Source organism: Gordoniibacillus kamchatkensis (genome assembly GCF_000829455.1).
GTDB lineage: Bacteria > Bacillota > Bacilli > Paenibacillales > NBRC-103111 > Gordoniibacillus > Gordoniibacillus kamchatkensis.
This window is the reverse complement of sequence record NZ_JXAK01000083.1, coordinates 1-22,645: the sequence shown is the minus strand read 5'-3', so window position 1 is coordinate 22,645 and position 22,645 is coordinate 1. Positions and strand designations below refer to the sequence as shown.

Genomic DNA, 22,645 nt, shown 5'->3' with positions numbered 1-22,645 from the left:
GGGGAACCACGCGTACCCATCCCGAACACGACCGTTAAGCCCTCCAGCGCCGATGGTACTTAGACCGCAGGGTCTTGGGAGAGTAGGACGTCGCCAAGCAGAATTCCCCGATAGCTCAGCTGGTAGAGCACTCGACTGTTAATCGAGTTGTCACAGGTTCGAGTCCTGTTCGGGGAGCCATGCTTCCATAGCTCAGTAGGTAGAGTGCATCCATGGTAAGGATGAGGTCACCGGTTCGATCCCGGTTGGAAGCTTTCCAGTCTCATTAAGTAAGTGGAGTCGACACCAGTAGCTTGCTTTATGGGAATCCCAAGCATGGCCCGTTGGTCAAGGGGTTAAGACACCTCCCTTTCACGGAGGTAACAGGGGTTCGAATCCCCTACGGGTCATCTCCCCATTATGGGGAATGCATGGGCGCTTAGCTCAGCTGGGAGAGCATCTGCCTTACAAGCAGAGGGTCGGCGGTTCGATCCCGTCAGCGCCCATCACGTTTCAACAAGCCATAAGCCGCTGTAGCTCAATTGGTAGAGCAACTGACTTGTAATCAGTAGGTTGGGGGTTCAATTCCTCTCGGCGGCACCATCTAAGCGATGGGGATTAGCCAAGCGGTAAGGCAACGGACTTTGACTCCGTCATGCCTAGGTTCGAATCCTAGATCCCCAGTTTTATTGCGAGCCATTAGCTCAGTCGGTAGAGCACCTGACTTTTAATCAGGGTGTCGAAGGTTCGAGTCCTTCATGGCTCACCAGTTTCATTGTGCAAGCGCGTATGGCGGAATTGGCAGACGCACCAGACTTAGGATCTGGCGGGAGACCGTGGGGGTTCAAGTCCCTCTACGCGCACCACCAGTAACGACATGCGGAAGTGGCTCAGGGGTAGAGCATCGCCTTGCCAAGGCGAGGGTCGCGGGTTCGAATCCCGTCTTCCGCTCCATATTGTGTGCCCATAGCTCAGCCGGATAGAGCGTTTGACTACGAATCAAAAGGTCGGGAGTTCGAATCTCTCTGGGCACGCCATTATTTTCAACATAGCTTTTTCGGGACGTAGCTCAGCTTGGTAGAGCACCTGGTTTGGGACCAGGGGGTCGCATGTTCGAATCGTGTCGTCCCGACCATTAATTCGCGGGTGTAGTTCAATGGTAGAACTCCAGCCTTCCAAGCTGGTAGCGTGGGTTCGATTCCCATCACCCGCTTCAAAGGAAAAACAGCCGAGACTCCTTGTGTAGCAAGGGGTCTTTTGCTTTGTCCATTTTGCTCAACCTAGTCTGTCACAGCCCTGAATTCCATCATTGTTGACGATTTGTTGACAAGAGGCTTCTGTAGGGGTCAAATTTGTCCAGTTTAGATGCTGTTTCCTGCCTAATCTTCTTGGTAACGTGGGCATAAAGATCAGCAGTCGTGGAATACTTAGTATGGCCTAGCCTCTCCTGCACAGCTTTAAGGTCTGTTTCAGATTCAATTAACAATGTAGCTGCTGTATGTCTCAGATCGTGTAGGCGGGTCTTCGGTAAATTGTGACGGGCTATGAATCGTCGCCATGTGAGTGAGGGTGTATTGTGGAATAGCGGCTGACCATCACCACCATGAAATACATATTGTCGGTCGCCGCCGCGCCATTCCTCTCCCATTTGCAATCGTTCCTCCAGCCACAGGAACCGAAATCGTCGCAGTTCGTCCATTAACCATCTAGGCATATCCACAAGCCGTTCCGAACCTTCTGTCTTCGGGGCCTTTTCATGTGCTTTACCGTTTTGCGTAATCGATATGGATTTACGAATGCAAATTGTGGCGGCTTCAATATCGACATCGGGCCATTCAAGGGCCACTAGTTCCCCACGTCGAAACCCTCCGAGCATGGCGGAAAGGAAGAACATCCTCCACTTAGGGAGTTCATATTGCAGTGCTGCAATGACCTTCTGGGCCTCAACCTCGTCGTAATACCGGGCTTTCTTACTTTCCACCTTTGGGCGTTCTGCACCGTCAACAGGATTCGTCGCTAATACCCTCCACCTAACCGCTTGATTAAACACACTTTTTAATACCTTGAATATGTACAGCTTAGTGCTCCCTGATAGGTTTGACTTGTCCAGATCATCGAGGAAAGTTACGATGTGCATGGTCTTGATATCGTGAAGAGCATAATGCCCGAATACCAGTAAAAGGGTGCGGTCTAGGTGGTCGATGTAATTTCGATACGTGAGCGGGCTCATGTTCTTCCTGCTGTATTTCGGTATCCACTCATTCCGGACAAATTGTTCGAACGTCATTTTAGCTGGCTTGACATACGTCCCGGCTTCAACCTCTATTTTGAAGCGTAACAATTCATCATTGAGATGCTCCCTCAGTTTTTTTGGACTTTTCAGAACCCTCTCGTCCTCAACTCGGATTGTCTTAGTCCTTTTCTTGCGCTTCTCGTTGGCGTCACTGCCTGTTTCAAGGACCAGTAACCATGAGCGTTCACCGCGTTGTTGAATGCTTGCCATTTAATTGATTGCCTCCTTTAAGTTGTGTTATTGCCCGTTGTTGACAGAAAATTTCCAGAATTCATTGAATCATTGGTGATATATTCTTGTCAATTATTACCAGTACGTCCACCTTCCCCAGTCCAAACTGTAGGAAATTGACGGCAAAAATGCAGCCGTGGTTTACTTGGGCTAGTGATTTTTGTCATTAAGGGGAGTGGAGGAATTGACGCAGCTCAAACAGGCTCGCGAGGTATTCCAGACCGTCGAGCCGAATTTCATGACGCCGAATGTCTTGTCCTATCATGAGGCAGGCGTTTACGCAATCGAATTGGCCCGAGGCATCGGCGTAGATGGTGAACCGATTTTCGGCGTATCCGTATTGAAACGGGACGGATCGGACGCCAGAGATCTGGAGACTAAAGCCATGTCTAGGCTAATGAATTCCGAGGCAGAGGCACGAGCATATATAAGGGCTATTAAGCGCCGTGTGGCACTCAGCGAGATACGGCAACGGAGCGAATGAGGGGGCGATCCCGATAGACATAATCGGCATGATCTTGCGGGCCCAACGTGGAGGGTCGGAGGGAATAAAGGCGGCTAATGATCTGCTGTACCATATCGCGCATGAATACCGCGAACGCAAGCTACATAAATTCTTTGCCCCCGGAATGCCCTATGCCGACCGGGACGACATCCGTCAGGCATTCCTGATCGGCTGCTATGCTGGAATCATGAAAGCCCGGCTCAACATTGGCGATCCGCTGGCGTTTATCCTCAACAAGGGATTATGGGCTGTAGCCGATGTAATCCGGAGAGACGGCCAGAAGGAGTTGCAGCAGGAATGCTCGGGCTGCCATGCCACCAGCAAGCCGAACCGGGTACACGGCCGCTATGTCTGCCGCCGATGCGAGTCCGATCAGGTCGAGCTGCGGCGCCGGGTCATCCCCCACGCTGAAACCATCGAGGTGACCGGACACAATCAGGACGACCGGCTGACAGTTCAAGAATTCCACGATCAGCTCACCGGCTGCAAGCGAGATGTGTTCGATCTCATCATGCGTGGATACGACCGGGACAACTGCAGGAATTACCTGAAAGAAATCGGCCAGATTCTCGGCATATCGGCTGCCAATGCCAACTTGCGGCTGCAGCAGATCAGGGAGGCGTGGGTGCAATATCAAGCCCCCGGGTGATTATTCTAGGTGGCGATCTCCTCCTTGATCCTGATATATAGAACGCCCCCGTGTGTCCTCTGGCTGTGAGGGTCCGGGGGCGTTCCTGTGTCTCCGACGGCTTCCGTTGAGTTTCCTTGCGTTTTCTGCCTTTCTGGACTATTGAAGTAGCCGGGAACGGCTATGAAGGCTCCCACATACCACTCCGTGGCTCCGGTGAGACTAGCTGCAATTGTAGGTTAGCACTTCTTCTACATACTGTTGGAACTTCGAGCCGCATACTTCAATAAGCTCGGCGTCGCATCCGCCCCGTGTCCCCTTCACAGTTGTGTCTATGAAGTCCAGAATCTCGTCGACATTCTCCATATCTTCGGTACAATCTTGAATATGTCCAGCCGCTAAAAGCATGCCCCACGCACAGAAATAACGCGCTATTGCCTCCACCTTGACAAAATCGGATTCTCTTAGACCCAATTCTTCTGCAGCTTTCTGACGTAGCAACCTTTCTCTTTGTTGACGTCGTCCCATTCTCATCTTCCTCCTTGGTTTGGTTTCGCCCTATATATCGTCCGCCGGTCGGCCATAGGGTAACCCCTTCAATGAATTTTTTTATTGCAATCAGGGCGGGCAACTACTTCGTAGTTGCTTGATAAAAAGAGGAAGATAGAGAATAAAAAGAATTTTGTTTCCGTTGTTTCCGTACTATCAGAACCCGCGTCATTGTTACGTTCTGACCGGAAACAAATTCTTGTTTCCGTATGTTTCCATTGTTTCCGTAGCTATCGGGTACAGAAGTAGATAACCGGAAACACGGAAACATACGGAAATAGTTGGTTGTTTCCGGCAAAAACCGCGTCGTGACGGGCCTGATTGCATACGGAAACAACGGAAACAAACCGGAGAACTCAAGAAAATTTAATTGAAAGTTGGTAACAGGGTGTTACCATACAGGGAACTTTGTTGACTATTTAAGATGAGGGCATAAAGGGAAGCCCGATACCCGACAGGAGGGGATGACAATGGAATATTGCAGCATCTCGGAGGCAGCAGCGCGAATAGGCATAAGCCGACGGTCGCTGTACCTTTATTGGATCAACAAAGGGCTGGCAAGAGTAGAGATAATAGTAGGCCATCCAGCGATGCGAGCCGATGAGGTCGAGCGGATCAAGTCAATTCGCATGGCAAAGCAGGAGGCGAACGCGAGTGAACAACCAAGCTGACTGGAAACCAGAACACTACGGAATTGATCCTGTCGCGTTCCAAGATGAGCTTGCGGCGGAGGGGATAGTAGGTGGCCCCTCAAGAAAACTTGGGAAAAGTGTACGAGACTTAATGCAGCAAAAATTTCTGCCGCTTAAATGGGCAGTAGAAGGAATTATTCCAGAGGGATTGACGGTTATAGCTGGCAAACCGAAATTAGGCAAGTCTTGGATGATGTTAGGAATTGCGTTTGATGTTGCCGCTGGCAAACCGACCATGGGAGACAGACGGACAGAACAAGGAGAAGTCCTCTATCTTGCCTTGGAGGATGGCGACAGGAGAATACAGGACAGGGTAAGTAAGATTATGAAAGGGATAGATGTTCCAGAGGGATTCTACTATGAAACATTGTGTCCAAGACTTGACTGCGGGGGCCGTGAATCAATTGAGGAGTGGATAGAGAATAGCCCGAAACCTAGAATGATCATCGTCGATACTCTTGCGATGGTAAAACCGATTGGGAAAAGCAATACGAATGCCTATGCCAGTGATTACGCGGCAATCAATCACTTGAAGAGGTTGGCTGATAAGCACGGAATTTCTATCGTGGTCGTAACCCACACCCGCAAATCCGCTGCAGACGATGTTTTCGATACGGTCACCGGAACAACCGGAATTACAGGAGCGGCGGACACTAACCTCGTCCTTGATCGCCCCAGAGCGAAGGTTGATGCGATTCTTTCTATAACGGGTAGGGACGTAGAGGAACAAGAGCTTGCAATGTCGTTCGACAAGGAATCTTGGAGATGGTCGATAGTCGGGAATATGGATCAGATCGCAATGCCGCAGTCGGAACAAGAAATAATTCGGGCAATGCGATCAGCGGGAGAACCGATGAAACCGGCTCAGGTGGCGGCTCTGATCAACAAGGATAGAAAAGCGACTGGCACATACATGCAGAGGATGACAGAAAAAGGCCACCTCAGGGGACTAGGTAACGGTTTCTATGAGGTGGCAGTATAGAAAAAATCATCTCAGGGGGCCGTGCGATGGCCTCTAAGAGGTATCAGACTCGAAAAAGGCATTCCATCAATCATAATCAATCCGTAATATATATCGGCTACCGGCAATCCGGCAATAAAATCCCCGTGGTGGTACAGGCAGGGACAATAGACAAAGTTTACACGCATGATTTAATTGAAATAGAAATAAACGGTAATCTGCGAAGGGGTGTGACTGTATGACGATGGAATTCAGATGGGGGCGAGGTTCAGATTTGGAGAAGATCCATGTTCAGGCGGCCCGAGATTTGATCGCCATTCGGGAGCTCGTCGCCAATAGTGAGAGGCTGCACCGGGATTTGATGCGCAGGCATTTTGGGAAGGCTGCAGATTCCGTACACGAAGGGCATGGGCAACTCTTACCCTATGTGATATATTGAATTCAAATCCGGAAGCACCGGTCAGAACGGCCCCGTGGGAAAGCATCCCCGGGGTCTTTTTGTGTCTATCGGGCCCCAAACTGTCGCAGACTGACGCAGAGATACACGGACGCACACAGATGCCGCTTCCGGCATGAGTATTTGAGGTGTAGGAGGTGATTAGATTGGACATTATGATAAGCCCAGACAAGGCGGTCGAGCTGCTTGGGTTGAGGCCGAGGACAATTCGGGCATGGCTGCAGTCGGGCAAATTGAGCGGGATCAAACTCGGGCCGATCTGGCGAATCCGGAAGGAGGACATAGACCGGCTGCTGCTGGCGGGTGGGGCTCCTAGTCCGAAGCTGAATCGAATCCCGGAGCCGCTATTCCGTCTGGTACTGGAAGACGGCCGGGCGGTGTCGGTTGTTGACTCGACGGAGGGCTTGTTGGTGGTAGCAGTGAATGGTAAGTACAGGGCGACGATCCAACCGACAGAACTGCTCGACCTGCTTCGGGCACTAATTCGGGGTGGCAAGGTGACTGCCGAGCTGGCCGGAGGCTGATTGGGATGAAGGACGAGACAGGGCAGCAGATTGAGGCGTTCGATTACTACTACAGCCTTGGCGCGGCGCGGAGCCTCAAGCAAGTGGCGCAGCAATTTGGCAAGGGGTTTGCCACAATCAAACGATGGTCGTCGGAGTTCAGATGGCGGGATAGGGTCCAGCAGCGCGACCAAGAACTCGGGGCACAGATCGAGGCGCAAACGAACCAGCACATTCTGGACAGGCACGAGAAGAAACAAAGGATCATCGATCATCTGTATGATCGGCTGTACGCTCGTGTGATGGCCGGGGGGATGGAAGTCTCGACGATGGCCGATTTTGAGAGGCTAGCCAAGATTGAACAGACCGTCATGATCGGATTGGACGAAGAGGGCGGCGACAACATCCGATCGCTGGCCGACATCTTGCAGCAATCAGCCGAATTAATCAAGGCGGCTACTGGTGATTCAGACGTAAGACAGTAAAAATACCGAGCAAACCACAATGGAGGGGTATCAAGATGAACAGACACATGGGCAAGGTAAACGAGCTGCTGGGGAAACTGGATGAGTCGGTGAACGCTAAAAAATCCAAACTGAGCAACCTGAACGACCGACTGCAGGGCATAAAGGCACGCATCAAATCCCTGACTGACAAGCTGAATGTGGCGGCTTCGGAGGATGGCGACGACGCGGAGAAATTGTTCAGCGAGATTCGGGAGGCTGAAAGAAATCGGGCCGATCTGGAAGAATTGCACCGGCACGTGAACACAGCTGGCCCCCAATACGCGGTCAAGACCGCTGATTTGATCGCGGCATTCCGGGAGGCAACCGACTCGATCCGTGAGGATGTGGATGCAGCGGCGCAGAAGGCGCAAGAGGCCAAACGGGCCTATGAGGAAGCCCTGAACGAACTGCACCAGATATGCAAGGAACAATGGGCTGACCGCAGGCAGGTTGACAATGCAGGTCGGGCTCATTTTGGCAAAGCCTTAGAGTATGATCTGCCAAAGCTCGCGCTGCCGCCTGAGCCATTCTTGAGCAAAGATCACCATAACGAATACGCAAATAGATGGTAAAGCCGACAGGCCAACATCGGGCCGTCCCGACCTCGGGGCGGCCTTCATCGTACTGACGGGGGAATCCGGGAAATGGAAGAATGGAAATGGATAGAAGGATATAAAGGGCACTATGAGGTCAGCAATCATGGTCGGGTGAGAAGCTGGAAGAGTGACGGGGCGAGGATGCTCAAACCGGGAAGTGATAAGGATGGCTATCCTATGGTAACAATATCACTGAACGGCAAGCGGAAGGCTAAGAAGGTGCATCGCCTAGTTGCAGAAGCTTTTATACCTAATCCGAGCGAGTTACCTCAGGTCAACCACAAGGACGGTAAGAAGCAGAACAGCCGTGCCGACAATCTCGAATGGTCTACCCGCAGCGAGAATGTCCGACATGCCTACGGCACTGGCTTGTATGATATCGAGAAGATGAAGCGGGCCGCGTCTAAGGGTGGCCGGGCATCGGTTGCATCCGGCGCTACTGCCAAGAGCTTAGCAGCCGCAACTGCCAAACTTAGCAAAGCCGTCGCCCAGATTGATCCGTCGACTGGCCTAGTTGTGCGTCATTGGCCATCAATCGGGAAAGCAGCACGTGAGTTGGGCTTAGCTCTAAGTAGTACCTCTCGGGCATGCCATGGCAAAGGGCGGACAGTTGGCGGATTCGAATGGCGCTTTGTTCAAGATTGACTGGCTCGCCAAGATGATGGAATATTCCATCTGGATTTCTCCAGCTCGATCAGCGTAACCGTGGGAGTAATTGATACAAGGATAGGTTAATTCAGTAGCTATATTAAATCTTAATGTTGATTTATGAGCAAAAGTAAACCGCCTTCTTGGGAAGGCGATTAATTGAATATGGTACCCGATAGTTGAGTTAAAGAACACTTCAAAAGAAGCATCAGTCTCCTACCTTTTCCCTTAAAAAATTGAGAATCGACCTCTTGGCAATGAAAGATATGAGTCGGAAATTAGGCAGTACAACTTCATAAATCACTTGAAACTCTTCGGTTTTTTCATCGTAATCTACTACTGTTTCCTTATCGAAAAACCTATTATGACTGTCAGGTGTTCGATGAGGAGGATTTTTACCCTCATGAGTGAACCTAGACCGATGATCATAGCAATCAGTAAGCAATTTCCTTATCTCCTCCTCTGTAAGATCTTCAGGGTAAATTTCATACCATCTTTTCTTAGTAACCCAACTCCAATCATGTGCATCCCCAATTATTTCGGATGAATAGGACATTGAGTTTTCCTGGGGATGTTCTAACTCACCCCACTGATCTGGAGGGCAATATTTCATGACAAACTCCACAAACCTCTTTCCAATATGTTTGTTTTTGCCTACTTCTTGTTGGTAAGCTTTGAACAACGGCTCAAATTCAGAATTAGTTTTTGCAATCTCTTTCCATTGGTCATGCAAAGTATGTTGTGGAGCAACGGCTTTTCTTTTAATAGCAGATGTAGCAATTGGCTCCATTGCTGAGATTAATAAATAATAACCTAAACCGAAGTCCTCTCTTTTGATTAAATGAGCTAAATGAACCAATCGGATTGATTGCATTGTTTTAATATAAAGATCATATGGAAGGTCAAAAAGAAGTTGTATGCTCTCTTTTAACTGAGAACTTATCTTCTCAAAGGTTACTTGCGAAAGACGTATGTCATGTGCACCGGGTCCTGCTGTTAAAATAGGATGCTGTACTGCCAGTTCACTAAGAGTATATTCATCTAACTGTTGTCGTCTGGATGCATAGCCATCGCGGGGTGCCTTTATCGGTCTTCCAGTTACAAATGAAATCACTGCACTAAGAGCAATGGAGAATAAATGTACATTGTGATGCATTTCAAACCACTTAGGTAATATAACAGGAGCTACAAAAGCAGCATAGGCCCCCGGCAACCTTACTTCAATGGTCGGTTGAATACTGAAATATGTAAATTCCAGCGGTTGCTGTAGAGAAAAATCCAAAAACAAATAACCAACTTGCTCTTCTCGTTGAGTCTTAGTTTCCAAGTTATCTGGCCGAAACATTGGAATACATTCATTAAACATTACATGATCTGCGGTTACTGCACGTGACATTTTCCCCCTCCTTATAGAACAAAACAAGTTATTTTTATTATACTATACAGTAAACTGTTAAACATTGGAAGTACATGTACCTCCGTGAATCTGGGCCGTCAACATCCTTGACGGCCCTTTACTGTGGAATCATAGGGAATTGTTGACAGGTTGTTGACCAATGGCGTCAACAATGGTACTAATGGTACTAATGGTACTACCCATTGAACGTAGCTGGCCAGTGGGTAAAATGTTGGTTTATCAAGGGTTCTCAGGCTTTTATCGAGTGTATTTTAGGAGTAGAACTCCAGCCTTCCAAGCTGGTAGCGTGGGTTCGATTCCCATCACCCGCTTAACTAAAAAAGACCACTTTACCTAAGTAAAGTGGTCTTTTTCTTACATGTTATCTGGTTTTAACGGCCAAGCCGCTGAACGAAACAGGGCCGACAATAGCGGCAGTCGTACCGGCAGTACGATTCTCTGCAGTAACGGTGTAGACATGAGTACCTGCTCTTACATTTCTATCGATTGCTTGGAAGCTAACGGTATAGTTCCGTTCCGATCCTGCGGATTCCACACCTTGCTGGGCTGTAAAAATTTGCATTCCATCGCGCCAGATTCTAAAGCGAATTTGAGCAATGCCGGTAACTCCTCTGACGCCGACAGTCGCTACCAATTCAACGCGGTTTGGCCGGGAATTTGCAGGGATTGTGAGCCGAATAGTTGCCAACCGAATCCGGCTTGGAGAATGAGGGATGATAGTAGCTCTGGATAAATTAAATCTTCTACGCGGCTCGACAGCAGCTTTGGCGAGTACACGAACCAATGAATATCAACTCCTTTATTTTTGATAGTACAAAATATGAAGCAAGATGATAGAATGATTGGGATGAATAAACAAATTTAGAGGCAGGCTTCTGCTGATCTTTTTTCACGCCTGCTTGTGAAAAATTCCATGAAAAATTGCTGCATCGCCTATAGGAATTATGATAAAATATGATGAAATAAGACTGCTTTAAAGCGATAGAGCAGTCGACAACAATGGGGTGAGAGAATGCCGGAAGCAGTTCATACGGTGTCAAAAAACACGACGAACAACTTGCTTCGCCGCGACGTCCGTTTTCTGGGGCATATTCTCGGGGAAGTGCTGGTGCATGAAGGCGGTAACGAGCTGCTCGATACCGTCGAGAAAATCCGCGAAATGAGCAAATCGCTCCGAGCCCAGTTCGTACCCGAAATATATGAGGAGTTTATTACGACGATCCGCACGCTTGACCCCGACGTTCGCCATCACGTCATCCGCGCGTTCGCCATCTATTTTCAGCTGGTGAATATTGCCGAGCAAAATCACCGCATTCGCCGCAAACGGGAATACGAAAACAGCTCGGGCGATACGGTGCAGCCCGGCTCGATCGAGAGCATCGTGCAAGAGCTGCGGAGCAAGAACGTGCCCGTAGGCGAAGTCAAACAAATTTTGCAGTCGATCTCGCTGGAGCTCGTGATGACGGCTCATCCGACAGAAGCGATGCGCCGCTCGGTGCTGGACATTCACCAGCGCATAGCCAACGACGTGATGAAGCTGGACAATCCGACGTTGACGAACCGCGAGCGCGAAAAGCTGCGCGAGAAGCTCGTAAGCGAAGTGCTGACGCTGTGGCAAACCGACGAGCTGCGGGGCCGCAAGCCGACGGTTATCGACGAAGTTCGGAACGGCATGTATTACTTTGACGAGACGCTTTTTGACGTGCTGCCGGAAGTGTATTACGAATTGGAACGGTGCCTTGCCAAATATTATCCCGGCGAAACGTGGCACGTACCGGAATTTTTGCGGTTCGGATCGTGGATCGGCGGCGACCGCGACGGCAATCCGTCGGTCACGGCTGTCGTCACTAAAGAGACGCTCGGCTTGCAGCGGAGACTGGCATTGCGCAAGTACAAAGAAGCGCTGCGGGAGCTTTTGTCGCACGTCAGCTTCAGCCAAAACATGATCAAGGTGAGCGACGAGCTGCTCCAATCGATCCAGACGGACCGCGAGCGGCTTGAGCTGAAGCATGCCGATACGTGGCGTAACGAGAAGGAACCGTACCGCATCAAAGTAACGTTCATGATCGAGAAAATTCAAAACACCATCAGTCCGGAAGTGAAGGCGGACCGCAAATACACGGCGCCGGCGGAGTTTATCCGCGATTTGGAAATTATCGAGCGAAGTTTGCGTTCGCATTATGCCGATTTCGTTGCCGACGTTTACGTAGCGAAGCTGATCCGTCAAGTCGAGCTGTTCGGGTTCCACCTTGCGACGTTGGATATTCGCCAGCACAGCAAAGAGCATGAGAATGCCATGACGGAGATTATGGCCAAAATGAGCATTACCCCGAACTATGCGGAACTGTCGGAGCAAGAGAAAATCAAACTGCTCACCGATATTCTGAACGATCCGCGGCCGATTACGTCGCCGTATCTCGATTATTCGGAAAGCACGCAGGAGTGTCTGAACGTATACAAAACGGTGGCGGAAGCGCAAAAGGAGTTCGGCAAGGGCTGCATTCAAAGCTATTTGGTCAGCATGACGAACGGCGCCAGCGACCTGCTCGAAGTGCTCGTATTCGCCAAAGAAGCAGGCTTATACCGCCGCGAAGCGGACGGCACCGTGACCTGCACGCTGCAATCGGTACCGCTGTTTGAAACGATCGACGATTTGCACGCCGCTCCTGAAATTATGAACACGCTGTTCGGGATTGACGCGTACCGCGCCAGCCTGAGCCGAACCGCTCCCGTACATGAAATTATGCTTGGCTATTCCGACAGCAACAAAGACGGCGGCGTACTGACAGCGAACTGGGAGCTGCGCATGGCCCTTTACAACATTACGGCCGTAGGCAAGAAGCATGGCGTCAAACTGAAGTTTTTCCACGGCCGCGGCGGCGCGCTCGGTCGCGGCGGCATGCCGCTCAACCGAAGCATTCTCGCGCAGCCTGCTGACACGATCGGCGGCGGAATTAAAATCACGGAGCAGGGCGAAGTATTGTCGTCGCGTTATTCGCTGCAGCCGATCGCTTACCGCAGCTTGGAGCAAGCGACTTCGGCGCTCATAACGGCGGCGCTGCTCGCCCGCAATCCGCAGGCGCATCCGTCCGAACCGGAGTGGAACGAAATTATGAAGTCTATCTCCGAGACGGCGCAGCGGAAATATCAGGATTTGATTTTCCGGGACCCCGACTTTTTGTCGTTCTTCAAGGAGTCGACGCCGCTGCCGGAAATCGGCGAGCTGAACATCGGCTCCCGTCCGTCCAAACGGAAAAACAGCGACCGGTTCGAAGATTTGCGGGCCATTCCGTGGGTGTTCGCCTGGACGCAAAGCCGTTACCTGCTTCCTGCCTGGTACGCCGCGGGAACGGGCTTGAACGAATTTGTCCAGGGCAAACCGGAAAACATGCGCAAGCTGAAGGAAATGTACGAGCAGTGGCCGTATTTCCGCTCGATGATCGACAGTCTGCAGATGGCGCTGGCCAAGGCGGATTTGCTGATCGCCAAGCAATACGGACGCATGCTCAAAGACCAAAACGTGGCGAAGCGCATCTTCACGCTGATCGAGCAAGAATATGAGCTTACGTCATATCTTATTTTGCAAATAACCGGGCAGCAGGAAATTCTCGATAACGTGCCGGTCATTCAAGAATCGATCCGCCTGCGCAACCCGTACGTCGACCCGCTGAGCTACTTGCAGGTCGAGCTGCTGAGCGAACTGCGCTCGCTGCGCGACAAGAACGAAGACGACGCGCTGCTGCTGCGCGAAGTGCTGCTGACGATCAACGGAATTGCCGCCGGACTGCGGAACACGGGCTGAGCGCGCGCAAACTTCGGGCCATACTGGCAAAATCCTCCGAAAGCTGGCATACTAGGTATGTCGCTTGAGGAGGATTTTTGTGTTATTGCGGAAAGGAACGAGATCATCGGCATGACAAACCATCGATGGGTTTACATACTTGCGGTCCTGATCGGGGCGTCGAGCTACGGCGTGCTGTCTACATGCATCAAGCTCGTATACGGAGCTGGCTACAACGACGGGCAAGTGACTTTGGCGCAAGTGGTAGTAGGTGCGCTGATGCTGTGGGTCGTCGCCGCTTTTACCGGCAAAACGTGGAGCAACCCGTTTAAGGGGCCCTGGATCAAGCTGAGCTTGGTCGGGATTTTCGGCTTGCTGCTGACGACGGTGTTTTACAATATTGCGTTGGCAGAGCTGAATGCGTCGCTATCGATTGTGCTGCTGTTCCAATTCACGTGGATGACGATCGCCATCGACAGCGTGCTCGGGAGGCGGCCCCCGAACGGGCGTCAGCTGCTCGCTGTCGTCATCATTTTGGCGGGAACGCTGTTGGCCGTTAACATTTTCTCGGCGGATTGGAGCCGATTCAGCCTGAAAGGAGTGCTGTTCGGACTGCTCTCGGCGCTTACGTACAGCATTTTCCTATCGTTCGCGGGCCGCATCCAAACCGACATGAATATGTTTCTGAAATCCGCCTTCATGCAGACGGCAACAGTGCCGGTTTTGTTCGTGCTATACCCGCCTATGGCGTATATCCATGCCGCGGACTTGGGGCCGCTGGCGGCTTGGGGGCTGCTGATCGGATTGTTCGGCTCGGTATTGCCGACGATTTTGTTCAACATCGGCATTCCCCGTATCGGAAGCTCGCTGTCAGCGATGATCGGTTCTGTGGAGCTGCCGGTCGCCATTTTGGCGGCTTATCTGGTCGTCGGGGAACCCGTCGGGGTTGTCCAGTGGGTCGGCATGACGGTTATTCTGCTCGGAATTGTGACTGCGGAGTTGCAACCTTTAGCTCGGAAAAATCGTATGCAATAAGAGGATAGACAAGCTGGAGGAGTGGCGGTGCATTTCGTAGAGACGAGGCTGGCGAAGCTGGCGAGAGCGGGGGACCGGGACGCTTTCGAAGAGCTAGTGCAGCTATATAAGGATAAAATTTATCACCTCGCCTACCGGATGCTCGGCAACCGGCAAGAGGCGGAGGATGCGGTGCAGGAGACGTTCCTGCGAGTGTACATGAACCTTGAGCGGTACGATGAGCAGCAGAAGTTCTCGACGTGGATTTTCCGGATCGGGACGAACCTGTGCATCGACCGGCTGCGCAAAAAGAAGCCGAATTATTCGCTCGACGCGGAGCTGCCTGAAGGCGAAGGCGGGGACTGGTATTCGATGCTGCCGAGCGAAGATGCCACGCCGGAAGACCGGGTTATCGTATCGGAGACGCAGCGGCAAATTCACCGGGCGATTGAGACGATGCCGGACAAGTACAAGTCGGTCGTCATCCTGAAGTATTTGCAGGATATGTCGCTGCAGGAGATCGGCGAAGTGCTGGATATGCCGGTCACGACAGTGAAAACCCGGGTCCACCGCGGACGCGAGTTTTTGCGGCAGCAGCTGGAGAAGCTGGATAGCGGAAAATAACGCCGGTTCCCGCGGCGGCTGATCGAGTTGGCCTCATTTTTTTGAAACGAAAGCGGCGTTTCGAACGTATGGTATATCACTGAGTATTAGGGAGACAAGAAAGGAGTGGCTCAGCATGAATTGCAGAGACGCCATCCCTTTGATGCACGAGTATCTGGATGGAGATTTGCCGGGGACGGAAGCGGCTAAGCTGAAAGAGCATATGCTGGCGTGCCGCGACTGCCGGGCGATGTTCGAGCAGTTCGAGAAGACGGAAGCGCTCGTCCGTTCGCTGACGCCGGCTCCTGTGCCGGACGATCTGACGCCCAAAATCATGAGCGGCATTCCGAAGCCGCGCAGACGAAGCGGATGGCTGCGCTGGGTGCGCCGCCATCCGGCCGTGTCGGTTGCCGCCGTGTTCGTCGCTGTCATGCTGGTCAGCTTCGCTTCGCTCTGGAATCAGGATGCGGAGCTTGCCGTCAAGGGCGCCGACCTCGATCAGGTGCAAATTCACGGCCATACGGTGATTGTGCCGCAAGGCCGAACGGTGCATGGCAATCTGGTAGTAGAGAACGGTGAAGTGCGGGTCGACGGCGAAGTAACCGGCAATTTGACGGTCATCGACGGTACGGTCAATATGGCCTCGACAGCGCATATCGCCGGCCAAATCAAGCAGGTCGACCAAGCGCTGGACTACGTCTGGTACAAGCTGAACGAATGGGCAGGCCTCATCGCCCGCTAACTGCGGCCGGGCGCCTGAGCGGCGAAGCCGCGCACGGCGCGGCGGGATCGCGTTCACTGAAAGTTCCTCCCTTTCCCGGAAAGAAAGGGAGGATTTTTCATGTGAATATGGTATCATGTAACCTATAGAGATATAGCGGACCTATGCTCTATCGGTTGCCGTCCGGGGGGTTGCGAGATGGAATTCTTTGAAGGTTTTTCCATAAACGACGTTGTCGATATTCTAATCGTCAGTTATGTGATCTATAAATTCATACTGCTGATCCGCGGCACTCGAGCGATTCAATTGCTGCAGGGCATTATCGTCGTCGTCGGCGCATGGGTGCTCAGCACGATTTTCAAGCTCAATACGCTGCAGTGGATGATGAGCCAGATGTTCACGTTCGGGGTCGTCGGGATCATTATAATTTTCCAGCCGGAGCTGCGGCGGGCGCTGGAGCAGTTGGGCCGCGGGAAGCTGTTCACCCGCGGGTTCTCCGAGGAAGACAACCAGATCAACGAGCGGATCGACGAGGTGGCCAAAGCGGTCGTCCATTTGTCGCGGCGGCGCATCGGCGCGCTCATCGTTTTCGAGAAGGAAACGGGGCTCACCGACTATGTGGAGTCGGGCACCCCGCTCGAGGCGAAGATCAGCTCGGAGCTGCTCATCAATATTTTCATCCCGAATACGCCGCTGCACGACGGAGCGGTTATTATTCGCGGCGCACACATTATGGCCGCAGGCTGTTATTTACCGCTTTCCGAAAACCCGTTCATCAGCAAGGAGCTCGGCACCCGACATCGCGCGGCGATCGGCATGAGCGAAGTGTCGGATGCGATGTGCGTCGTCGTCTCCGAAGAAACCGGACAAGTAGCGGTCACGCTGAACGGCCATATTCTGCGCGATATTCAAGAGGACGCTCTGATCGCCAAATTATTCGAAGAGCTGAAGCCGAAAAAAACGGCAGCCAAGTACCCTTTCTGGAAATGGTGGGGTAAGCAAAATGGATAAATGGCTCAGCAATACGAACGTTGTGCGCATTATTGCGCTGGTGCTTAGTGTGATGCTGTGGGGCATCGTTCATATGGAGCAGATGAACGGCGGGACGAGTGCCGTTCCGAGCGGCGTCCGCGACGATAAAATCAACGATGTGAGCATCACGCCCATTTACGACTCAAGCCAATACTTGATATCGTCGATCGAACCTTCGAAGGTGACGGTGCTGCTCACCGGCAAGGATAGCGCCTTGCGAAAGGTCAGCACGGCCAGTTATCAAATCGTGCTCGACCTTACGAACGTGACTGAAGGCGAGCACAACTTGCCGCTGCGCGCCGCCGGCTTCCCGTCGGGGGTGCAGGTGCAAATCATTCCGAGCACAGTCAAAGTGACGTTGGAGAAGCAAGAGCGCAAAGAGGTCCCGGTCGTCATCAACGTCAAAGGGACGCCGGGTGTCGGGCTGAAGGCCGGGCAGCCGATCGTGAAGCCAAATAAAGTGAATGTAACGCTGCCGGCGTCGCGGCTGAACGATGTGGAGAACGTATTCGGCGAAATCAATGTGGACAAAGCGACGTCGGCCGTATCGAAGCAAGTGAAGCTGAAGGCTCTCGACAAGAACGGGCGGGAAGTGGCAATCGATATTACTCCGGCGGTCGTCGATGTGGAAGTGCCGATTACGAGCCCGTTCAAGACGATTCCGCTGCAGCTCAAGTATGTCGGGGAGCCGGCCAAAGGGTATAGCGTCGCCTCCGTCACGCCGGAGAAAGATAAAGTGACGGTGTACGGGACGCAGGCGGATGTCGACAAGATCGACTTCTACCAAGGGCCGGACATCGACCTGACGGGGTTTACTGAGTCTAAAGACATCACGATAACGATGCCGCTGCGCGGGAACATCACCCAGGTCGACCCACCTGTACTCCGGCTGCACGTGGAAATCGCGCCGACGGCGTCGAAAGCGGTGGAAAACGTTCCGCTCACGATTATCGGCCAGAACGACATGTACGATACGAAAATCGCGGCTCCCGAAAGCGGGCGGGTCAATTTGCTCCTGGAGGGCGCTCCGGCGATTCTCGACGGGCTTAAGCCGCAGGATGTGCAGGCGATCGTCGACGTGAGCAATTTGCCGCCGGGCAAGCACGATGTGCCAATTACGCTGAATTTGCCGCAATTCGTTCGCAGAGGGACGATGCCGGAGCTGCGCGCAACGGTTGATATCACTGCCAAGCCGGGGACCGACCCTTCCGGCGGTGCTGCGGGCGGTGCCGGCTCTCCAGCCGCCAGCGCCGCCGGCGGGCAGGCCCAAGCCGGGACGGGGCAGGCGCCTCCAGCAGGCCAGCAAAGGGCTAGTGCCGGCTCAGCAGGAAACACACCTTAACACCCATAGAAGCACATTATACAAGACGTCGACATACGGATACGTGGGAGAGATGTAAGTCGACGAACGTCCAACAAAGAGGAGAGCATATTCGAATGGGGAAATATTTCGGTACTGACGGTGTACGGGGCATCGCCAATCGCGAACTGACACCGGAGCTCGCTTACAAAATCGGCCGCTGCGGCGGCTATGTGCTCGCCGGCCAAGTGGAGCGGCCGAAGGTCGTCATCGGCCGGGATACGCGCATTTCCGGCCCGATGCTGGAAGCGGCGCTTGTGGCCGGATTGCTGTCGATCGGCGCCGACGTCGTGCAGCTCGGCGTCGTCTCGACGCCGGCGGTAGCTTATTTGACGCGTAAAATGGAGGCGGACGCAGGAGTCATGATTTCCGCTTCGCACAATCCGGTCGAAGATAACGGCATTAAATTTTTCGGCCGCGACGGCTTTAAGCTGCTCGATGAGAAAGAGCTTGAGATCGAGCGGCTGCTCGATGCGGAGGCCGATGAGCTGCCTCGGCCGGTAGGCGGCGCCATCGGCAACGTTACGCGGGACGACGAGGCGAAGCTCGAATATGTCGGCTTCCTGAAATCGACGGTAAAGCACCCGTTCAGAGGCAATAAAATCGTGCTCGATTGCGCGAACGGCGCTGCGTACGAAATTGCGCCGCGCGTTTTCCGCGAGCTCGGGGCTGAGGTCATCACCATCGGGGCGTCGCCGGACGGACGCAACATTAACGAGAATTGCGGCTCGACGCATCCGGAGATGTTGCAGAAGGAAGTCGTGAAGCACGGCGCCGACATCGGCCTTGCATTTGACGGCGACGCCGACCGGCTGATCGCGATTGACGAGATGGGAGCCGAGGTGGACGGCGATTTTATCCTCGGCATATGCGGCCACGCGATGCATCAGGCAGGCAAGCTGAAGCACGGCACGATCGTCACGACCGTCATGAGCAACATCGGGTTCTTTAAAGGAATCGAGAAAGTGGGCCTGCAGGCGAAGCAGACGGCCGTCGGCGACCGTTACGTCATGGAAGAGATGCGCAAGGGCGGATACAATTTGGGCGGAGAACAGTCCGGACATGTCATTTTCCTCGATTACAATACGACCGGTGACGGCATCCTGACGGCGCTTCAGCTGATGGATACGCTCGTGGCGTCCGGCTCCAGGCTGAGCGAGCTGAAACAAATTATGCGCAAATATCCGCAGCAGCTCGTGAACGTGCGCGTTGCGGACAAGAGCCGCTGGAAAGATAACACGGCGATCGCCGCAGCCATTCGCGAAGTGGAAGATGAGCTTGGCGACAACGGCCGCGTGCTCGTCCGTCCGTCGGGCACGGAGTCGCTCATTCGCGTGATGGCCGAAGGGCCGGAGAAAGAGCAAGTGGAAGCGTACGTAAGCAAAATCGCCGACGTCATTCGGCGCGAATTGGCCTAGGCGCTAAGCTGGCTGTGAAACGCCTGCACGTTGCTCGTGGTGACACCTCCAGCTTAACGCATAAAGCGAAAGCCTTCGGTACCCCGGATTGGGCTGCCGAAGGCTTTTGCTGTAAGGCTTCTGGAAAATTAACAGTTGCGCGGCGTCTGGAAAATGAATAAGATAGTAGAAGACTCTAAGATAGAAAGGTGGATCGCGTTACTCAAGCAACACAAGCGCCAGAACTTCGGCTTGGCCGGACGGGTGTTCGCACGCGGCGAATAGCGGCGAGGGCTGCCGGCAAGAACGAAGTTGACGAGGTGAAGGTGTTCGAAGCATTCGGCGGGGACCTTCCGGTGCATGGAGTGCGCCGTAAGCTGAAGGGCAAATAGCCGCGGGCGACCGGGCTGACAGGACTTCAGCAACATTCCAGCGATGATGTATGGCAACTGATCACATAAACCGGGCCGAAACGGATTTGAGCACCGGTTTGGATAGTTGCACTCTTTTTACCGATTCAGAAGCGTTAAGCGAGATAAAAAACATTCTGAACGGCGATAAAAATTTTCTTGCTAACGAAGTAAGTTTTGCTCCGCAAAACTTGCAGTTCGTTCATCTTCAGAAATACTCCATTAAGGAGTTTTCCACACCCATATGCAACCGTTATGTGTGCAATATCGGCAGCTTTGATGCTGCGGCGAACGGATGCATGGCATAACGGAGTGGGTTCCTTGACAAGAAGTTCGGCTGAAGCAGCGAACGTTGGTTTGCTATTGCCCGAATGACAAATTCCCTTATTAATCGGAGGTTTATTTGACTATGTGCGGTATTGTTGGATATATTGGCAAGCGGAATTCCCAGGAAATTCTCATTGAAGGCTTGAAGAAGCTCGAGTACCGTGGTTACGATTCGGCAGGAGTTGCTGTGTTTACTTCCGAAGGGCTGAAGGTGAAAAAGGCGAAAGGCCGTCTCGCAGTGCTGGAATCGGAGCTCGACAAGAAGCCGCTGGAAGGAAACGCCGGCATCGGGCATACGCGCTGGGCGACCCACGGCAAGCCGTCGGACGTCAATTCGCACCCACATACGGACAATTCACAGAAGTTTTCCGTCGTGCACAACGGCATTATTGAAAACTATTTGACGCTCAAAGAAGAACTTATTGCGAAGGGTCACGTATTTGTCTCCGAGACGGACACCGAAGTGATCGCTCACCTGATCTCGAGCCTGTATGACGGTGACATTGTGATCGCTGTGCGGGAAGCCGTGAAGCGGATGAGAGGGGCTTTTGCGCTTGGCGTGTTGACGGAATACGAGCCGGACCGGCTCGTTGCTGTACGTCTCGCCAGCCCGCTCATCATCGGTGTCGGCGAAGGGGAGAACTTCATCGGATCCGATATTCCGGCGATTCTCGAGCATACTCGCAACGTGTACATTTTGAACGACGGCGAGATGGCGGTTTTGACACGGGACGGTGTCGAATTGATGACAATTGAGGGGAATTTTATTTCCCGAGAAATATTTCATGTCGATTGGGATATTATGACCGCAGAAAAAGCCGGATTCGATCACTTCATGCTGAAAGAAATCCACGAGCAGCCGAAAGCGTATCGCGATACGATGGGCAGCCGCATCTCGCCGGACGGACGCAGCGTCGTTTTTAACGAGCTCCACATGACGACGGACGACGTCAAAGCGATACGCCGCATTCACATCGTGGCTTGCGGTACTGCATATCATGCCGGACTTGTTGGGAAAGCTGTTATTGAAAAGCTTGCCCGCATCCCGGTCGAAACCGACGTCGCTTCCGAGTACCGGTACCGCTCGCCGATCATTACGCCCGATACGCTCGTCATTGTCGTCAGCCAATCCGGGGAGACGGCGGATACGCTTGCCGCTCTGCGCGAAGCGAAGCGCTGCGGCGCTCGGGTGCTGGCGATTACGAACGTTGTCGGCAGCTCGGTAGCGCGTGAAGCTGACGATGTAATCGTCACCTGGGCCGGTCCGGAAATCGCCGTCGCTTCCACCAAAGCTTATACGTCGCAGCTGATTGCGTTCTATTTGTTCGCTCTGTTTCTGGCTCAGACGCTCGGTACGGTTCCCGCGGATGAGATTGCGGCGACACTCGCTGCGCTGAACAAGCTGCCGGAGCAAGTGGAGGATATTTTGGCGGCTAAAGATGCGATTAAAGCTTATGCGGAGCAGATTGCCGCTCACGAGGACCTGTTCTTCATCGGTCGCGGGCTGGACTATGCGGTAGCGCTGGAAGGCTCGCTCAAGCTGAAGGAGATCTCGTACATCCACTCCGAAGCCTACGCGGCCGGAGAATTGAAGCACGGCACGCTGGCCTTGATCGAGGAGGGTGTCCCGGTCATTGCTCTGGCGATTCAAACCGACCTGTTTGAGAAAACAGTTAGCAACATTAAAGAAGTGAAGGCGCGCGGCGCAAACGTACTCGGAATCGGCTACGCCGGCGACGAAGAGCTGCAGAAGTCGGTCGACCGCACGTTCGCCATCCCTAAAACGCTCGACCTGCTCGCCCCGGCGCTGTCTGTCGTGCCGCTGCAGCTGCTGTCGTACTACGCGTCCCTGGCGCGGGGCAACGACGTGGATAAGCCGCGGAACCTGGCGAAGAGCGTAACGGTGGAGTGAGGGGAGTTTTGCCGGGAGTTGCCCTGTAGCCAGCAAATAAAGTCCTTTGCCAGCAAATTAAACTCGTATTGAGCAATTAAAAGCCGTATGGAAGCCGAGCAGATCCAGGATTATTTCCTGACA

At 52.9% G+C, this 22,645-nt stretch carries 20 protein-coding genes, 13 tRNA genes and 1 rRNA gene; 30 read left to right on the top strand and 4 right to left on the bottom strand.

The features are described 5' to 3' along the window. The 13 genes from rrf to SD70_RS29380 all read left to right on the top strand — a co-directional run. Positions 1-99 (top strand): 5S ribosomal RNA (gene rrf / locus SD70_RS34255); the annotation flags it as partial. A 5-nt stretch (positions 100-104) separates the two neighbouring features. After that, positions 105-180, top strand: a tRNA-Asn gene (locus SD70_RS29435). Between the two features lies 1 nt (position 181). Then, positions 182-254 (top strand) — tRNA-Thr (locus SD70_RS29430). A gap of 63 nt (positions 255-317) precedes the next feature. Next, positions 318-389 (top strand) — tRNA-Glu (locus SD70_RS29425). Positions 390-412: 23 nt separating this feature from the next. Beyond that, positions 413-485: transfer RNA gene (locus SD70_RS29420), tRNA-Val, on the top strand. Between the two features lie 21 nt (positions 486-506). Further along, positions 507-582: transfer RNA gene (locus SD70_RS29415), tRNA-Thr, on the top strand. 9 nt (positions 583-591) lie between these two features. Then, positions 592-663, top strand: a tRNA-Gln gene (locus SD70_RS29410). Positions 664-672: 9 nt separating this feature from the next. Next, a tRNA-Lys gene (locus tag SD70_RS29405) sits at positions 673-748 on the top strand. 14 nt (positions 749-762) lie between these two features. Beyond that, a tRNA-Leu gene (locus SD70_RS29400) sits at positions 763-845 on the top strand. A gap of 13 nt (positions 846-858) precedes the next feature. After that, a tRNA-Gly gene (locus SD70_RS29395) sits at positions 859-933 on the top strand. Positions 934-939: 6 nt separating this feature from the next. Further along, positions 940-1,016: transfer RNA gene (locus SD70_RS29390), tRNA-Arg, on the top strand. Between the two features lie 21 nt (positions 1,017-1,037). Then, positions 1,038-1,114: transfer RNA gene (locus tag SD70_RS29385), tRNA-Pro, on the top strand. A 7-nt stretch (positions 1,115-1,121) separates the two neighbouring features. Then, positions 1,122-1,192, top strand: a tRNA-Gly gene (locus tag SD70_RS29380). A gap of 93 nt (positions 1,193-1,285) precedes the next feature. On the opposite strand, the gene SD70_RS29375 is transcribed toward SD70_RS29380, so the two are convergent. Next, positions 1,286-2,482, bottom strand: coding sequence for a tyrosine-type recombinase/integrase (locus SD70_RS29375; protein WP_041052110.1), 1,197 nt, complete (start codon positions 2,480-2,482; stop codon positions 1,286-1,288). 205 nt (positions 2,483-2,687) lie between these two features. Here SD70_RS29375 and SD70_RS29370 point away from each other — a divergent pair, with 205 nt between their 5' ends. Then, positions 2,688-2,987: a hypothetical protein gene (locus SD70_RS29370; RefSeq protein ID WP_041052109.1), complete on the top strand. Its 300-nt coding sequence runs from the start codon at positions 2,688-2,690 to the stop codon at positions 2,985-2,987. Positions 2,988-3,015: 28 nt separating this feature from the next. Continuing rightward, the gene (locus SD70_RS29365) at positions 3,016-3,657 is read left to right on the top strand and encodes a hypothetical protein (protein WP_041052108.1); all 642 of its coding nucleotides are present in this window, start codon (positions 3,016-3,018) and stop codon (positions 3,655-3,657) included. A 201-nt stretch (positions 3,658-3,858) separates the two neighbouring features. On the opposite strand, the gene SD70_RS29360 is transcribed toward SD70_RS29365, so the two are convergent. Then, the gene (locus SD70_RS29360) at positions 3,859-4,164 is read right to left on the bottom strand and encodes a hypothetical protein (protein ID WP_041052107.1); all 306 of its coding nucleotides are present in this window, start codon (positions 4,162-4,164) and stop codon (positions 3,859-3,861) included. A gap of 675 nt (positions 4,165-4,839) precedes the next feature. Between SD70_RS29360 and SD70_RS29350 the strand changes: the two genes are divergently transcribed. From SD70_RS29350 to SD70_RS34245, 5 genes are all read left to right on the top strand, one after another. Continuing rightward, positions 4,840-5,859, top strand: a complete 1,020-nt coding sequence (locus SD70_RS29350) for an AAA family ATPase (protein WP_052488042.1) — start codon at positions 4,840-4,842, stop codon at positions 5,857-5,859. Between the two features lie 591 nt (positions 5,860-6,450). Then, on the top strand, positions 6,451-6,819 hold the full coding sequence (locus tag SD70_RS34250) for a helix-turn-helix domain-containing protein (RefSeq protein ID WP_231571659.1): 369 nt from the start codon (positions 6,451-6,453) through the stop codon (positions 6,817-6,819). A gap of 5 nt (positions 6,820-6,824) precedes the next feature. Then, positions 6,825-7,283: a hypothetical protein gene (locus SD70_RS29330; RefSeq protein WP_041052102.1), complete on the top strand. Its 459-nt coding sequence runs from the start codon at positions 6,825-6,827 to the stop codon at positions 7,281-7,283. Between the two features lie 35 nt (positions 7,284-7,318). Then, positions 7,319-7,876, top strand: coding sequence for a hypothetical protein (locus SD70_RS29325; protein ID WP_041052101.1), 558 nt, complete (start codon positions 7,319-7,321; stop codon positions 7,874-7,876). Positions 7,877-7,948: 72 nt separating this feature from the next. Then, entirely contained in the window at positions 7,949-8,545 is a 597-nt protein-coding gene (locus SD70_RS34245; RefSeq protein WP_052488040.1) for an NUMOD4 motif-containing HNH endonuclease, read from the top strand. A 211-nt stretch (positions 8,546-8,756) separates the two neighbouring features. On the opposite strand, the gene SD70_RS29315 is transcribed toward SD70_RS34245, so the two are convergent. Continuing rightward, positions 8,757-9,944, bottom strand: a complete 1,188-nt coding sequence (locus tag SD70_RS29315; protein WP_041052100.1) for a hypothetical protein — start codon at positions 9,942-9,944, stop codon at positions 8,757-8,759. Positions 9,945-10,206: 262 nt separating this feature from the next. On the opposite strand from SD70_RS29315, the gene SD70_RS29310 reads away from it, so the two are divergent. Then, positions 10,207-10,276 (top strand) — tRNA-Gly (locus SD70_RS29310). A 50-nt stretch (positions 10,277-10,326) separates the two neighbouring features. Here SD70_RS29310 and SD70_RS35470 read toward each other — a convergent pair. After that, entirely contained in the window at positions 10,327-10,749 is a 423-nt protein-coding gene (locus SD70_RS35470) for an exosporium protein C (protein WP_082053752.1), read from the bottom strand. Positions 10,750-10,977: 228 nt separating this feature from the next. Between SD70_RS35470 and ppc the strand changes: the two genes are divergently transcribed. The 9 genes from ppc to glmS all read left to right on the top strand — a co-directional run bounded on the left by ppc (position 10,978) and on the right by glmS (position 22,522). Then, positions 10,978-13,767 (top strand): phosphoenolpyruvate carboxylase, encoded by a 2,790-nt coding sequence (gene ppc / locus SD70_RS29305; protein ID WP_041052099.1) that lies wholly within the window; start codon positions 10,978-10,980, stop codon positions 13,765-13,767. 111 nt (positions 13,768-13,878) lie between these two features. Then, the gene (locus tag SD70_RS29300; RefSeq protein ID WP_041052112.1) at positions 13,879-14,781 is read left to right on the top strand and encodes a DMT family transporter; all 903 of its coding nucleotides are present in this window, start codon (positions 13,879-13,881) and stop codon (positions 14,779-14,781) included. 27 nt (positions 14,782-14,808) lie between these two features. Further along, a complete protein-coding gene (sigW, locus tag SD70_RS29295; RefSeq protein ID WP_041052098.1) occupies positions 14,809-15,384 on the top strand; it encodes an RNA polymerase sigma factor SigW in 576 nt (191 codons plus the stop codon). 115 nt (positions 15,385-15,499) lie between these two features. Continuing rightward, positions 15,500-16,105 (top strand): zf-HC2 domain-containing protein, encoded by a 606-nt coding sequence (locus SD70_RS29290; RefSeq protein ID WP_041052097.1) that lies wholly within the window; start codon positions 15,500-15,502, stop codon positions 16,103-16,105. Positions 16,106-16,282: 177 nt separating this feature from the next. After that, the gene (gene cdaA, locus SD70_RS29285; RefSeq protein WP_041052096.1) at positions 16,283-17,095 is read left to right on the top strand and encodes a diadenylate cyclase CdaA; all 813 of its coding nucleotides are present in this window, start codon (positions 16,283-16,285) and stop codon (positions 17,093-17,095) included. After that, positions 17,088-18,458, top strand: a complete 1,371-nt coding sequence (locus SD70_RS29280) for a CdaR family protein (protein ID WP_082053751.1) — start codon at positions 17,088-17,090, stop codon at positions 18,456-18,458. Before cdaA ends, SD70_RS29280 begins: the two co-directional genes overlap by 8 nt. 95 nt (positions 18,459-18,553) lie before the next feature. Beyond that, complete coding sequence (gene glmM, locus SD70_RS29275) at positions 18,554-19,894, top strand: phosphoglucosamine mutase (protein ID WP_041052095.1); 1,341 nt, start codon at positions 18,554-18,556, stop codon at positions 19,892-19,894. Between the two features lie 421 nt (positions 19,895-20,315). Next, positions 20,316-20,591, top strand: a complete 276-nt coding sequence (locus SD70_RS36550) for a hypothetical protein (protein ID WP_197081225.1) — start codon at positions 20,316-20,318, stop codon at positions 20,589-20,591. A gap of 101 nt (positions 20,592-20,692) precedes the next feature. Further along, a complete protein-coding gene (gene glmS / locus SD70_RS29270) occupies positions 20,693-22,522 on the top strand; it encodes a glutamine--fructose-6-phosphate transaminase (isomerizing) (protein WP_041052094.1) in 1,830 nt (609 codons plus the stop codon). Positions 22,523-22,645: the final 123 nt, after the last annotated feature.

What these genes read in the sequence shown, in the direction of transcription:
- SD70_RS29375 (WP_041052110.1), bottom strand. Translation starts at nt 2,482, where the DNA reads ATGGCAAGCATTCAACAACGCGGTGAACGCTCATGGTTACTGGTCCTT.
- SD70_RS29365 (WP_041052108.1), top strand. Translation starts at nt 3,016, where the DNA reads ATGATCTTGCGGGCCCAACGTGGAGGGTCGGAGGGAATAAAGGCGGCT.
- SD70_RS29360 (WP_041052107.1), bottom strand. Translation starts at nt 4,164, where the DNA reads ATGGGACGACGTCAACAAAGAGAAAGGTTGCTACGTCAGAAAGCTGCA.
- SD70_RS34250 (WP_231571659.1), top strand. Translation starts at nt 6,451, where the DNA reads ATGATAAGCCCAGACAAGGCGGTCGAGCTGCTTGGGTTGAGGCCGAGG.
- SD70_RS29330 (WP_041052102.1), top strand. Translation starts at nt 6,825, where the DNA reads ATGAAGGACGAGACAGGGCAGCAGATTGAGGCGTTCGATTACTACTAC.
- SD70_RS29325 (WP_041052101.1), top strand. Translation starts at nt 7,319, where the DNA reads ATGAACAGACACATGGGCAAGGTAAACGAGCTGCTGGGGAAACTGGAT.
- SD70_RS34245 (WP_052488040.1), top strand. Translation starts at nt 7,949, where the DNA reads ATGGAAGAATGGAAATGGATAGAAGGATATAAAGGGCACTATGAGGTC.
- SD70_RS29315 (WP_041052100.1), bottom strand. Translation starts at nt 9,944, where the DNA reads ATGTCACGTGCAGTAACCGCAGATCATGTAATGTTTAATGAATGTATT.
- ppc (WP_041052099.1), top strand. Translation starts at nt 10,978, where the DNA reads ATGCCGGAAGCAGTTCATACGGTGTCAAAAAACACGACGAACAACTTG.
- SD70_RS29300 (WP_041052112.1), top strand. Translation starts at nt 13,879, where the DNA reads ATGACAAACCATCGATGGGTTTACATACTTGCGGTCCTGATCGGGGCG.
- SD70_RS29290 (WP_041052097.1), top strand. Translation starts at nt 15,500, where the DNA reads ATGAATTGCAGAGACGCCATCCCTTTGATGCACGAGTATCTGGATGGA.
- cdaA (WP_041052096.1), top strand. Translation starts at nt 16,283, where the DNA reads ATGGAATTCTTTGAAGGTTTTTCCATAAACGACGTTGTCGATATTCTA.
- SD70_RS29280 (WP_082053751.1), top strand. Translation starts at nt 17,088, where the DNA reads ATGGATAAATGGCTCAGCAATACGAACGTTGTGCGCATTATTGCGCTG.
- glmM (WP_041052095.1), top strand. Translation starts at nt 18,554, where the DNA reads ATGGGGAAATATTTCGGTACTGACGGTGTACGGGGCATCGCCAATCGC.
- SD70_RS36550 (WP_197081225.1), top strand. Translation starts at nt 20,316, where the DNA reads ATGGCAACTGATCACATAAACCGGGCCGAAACGGATTTGAGCACCGGT.
- glmS (WP_041052094.1), top strand. Translation starts at nt 20,693, where the DNA reads ATGTGCGGTATTGTTGGATATATTGGCAAGCGGAATTCCCAGGAAATT.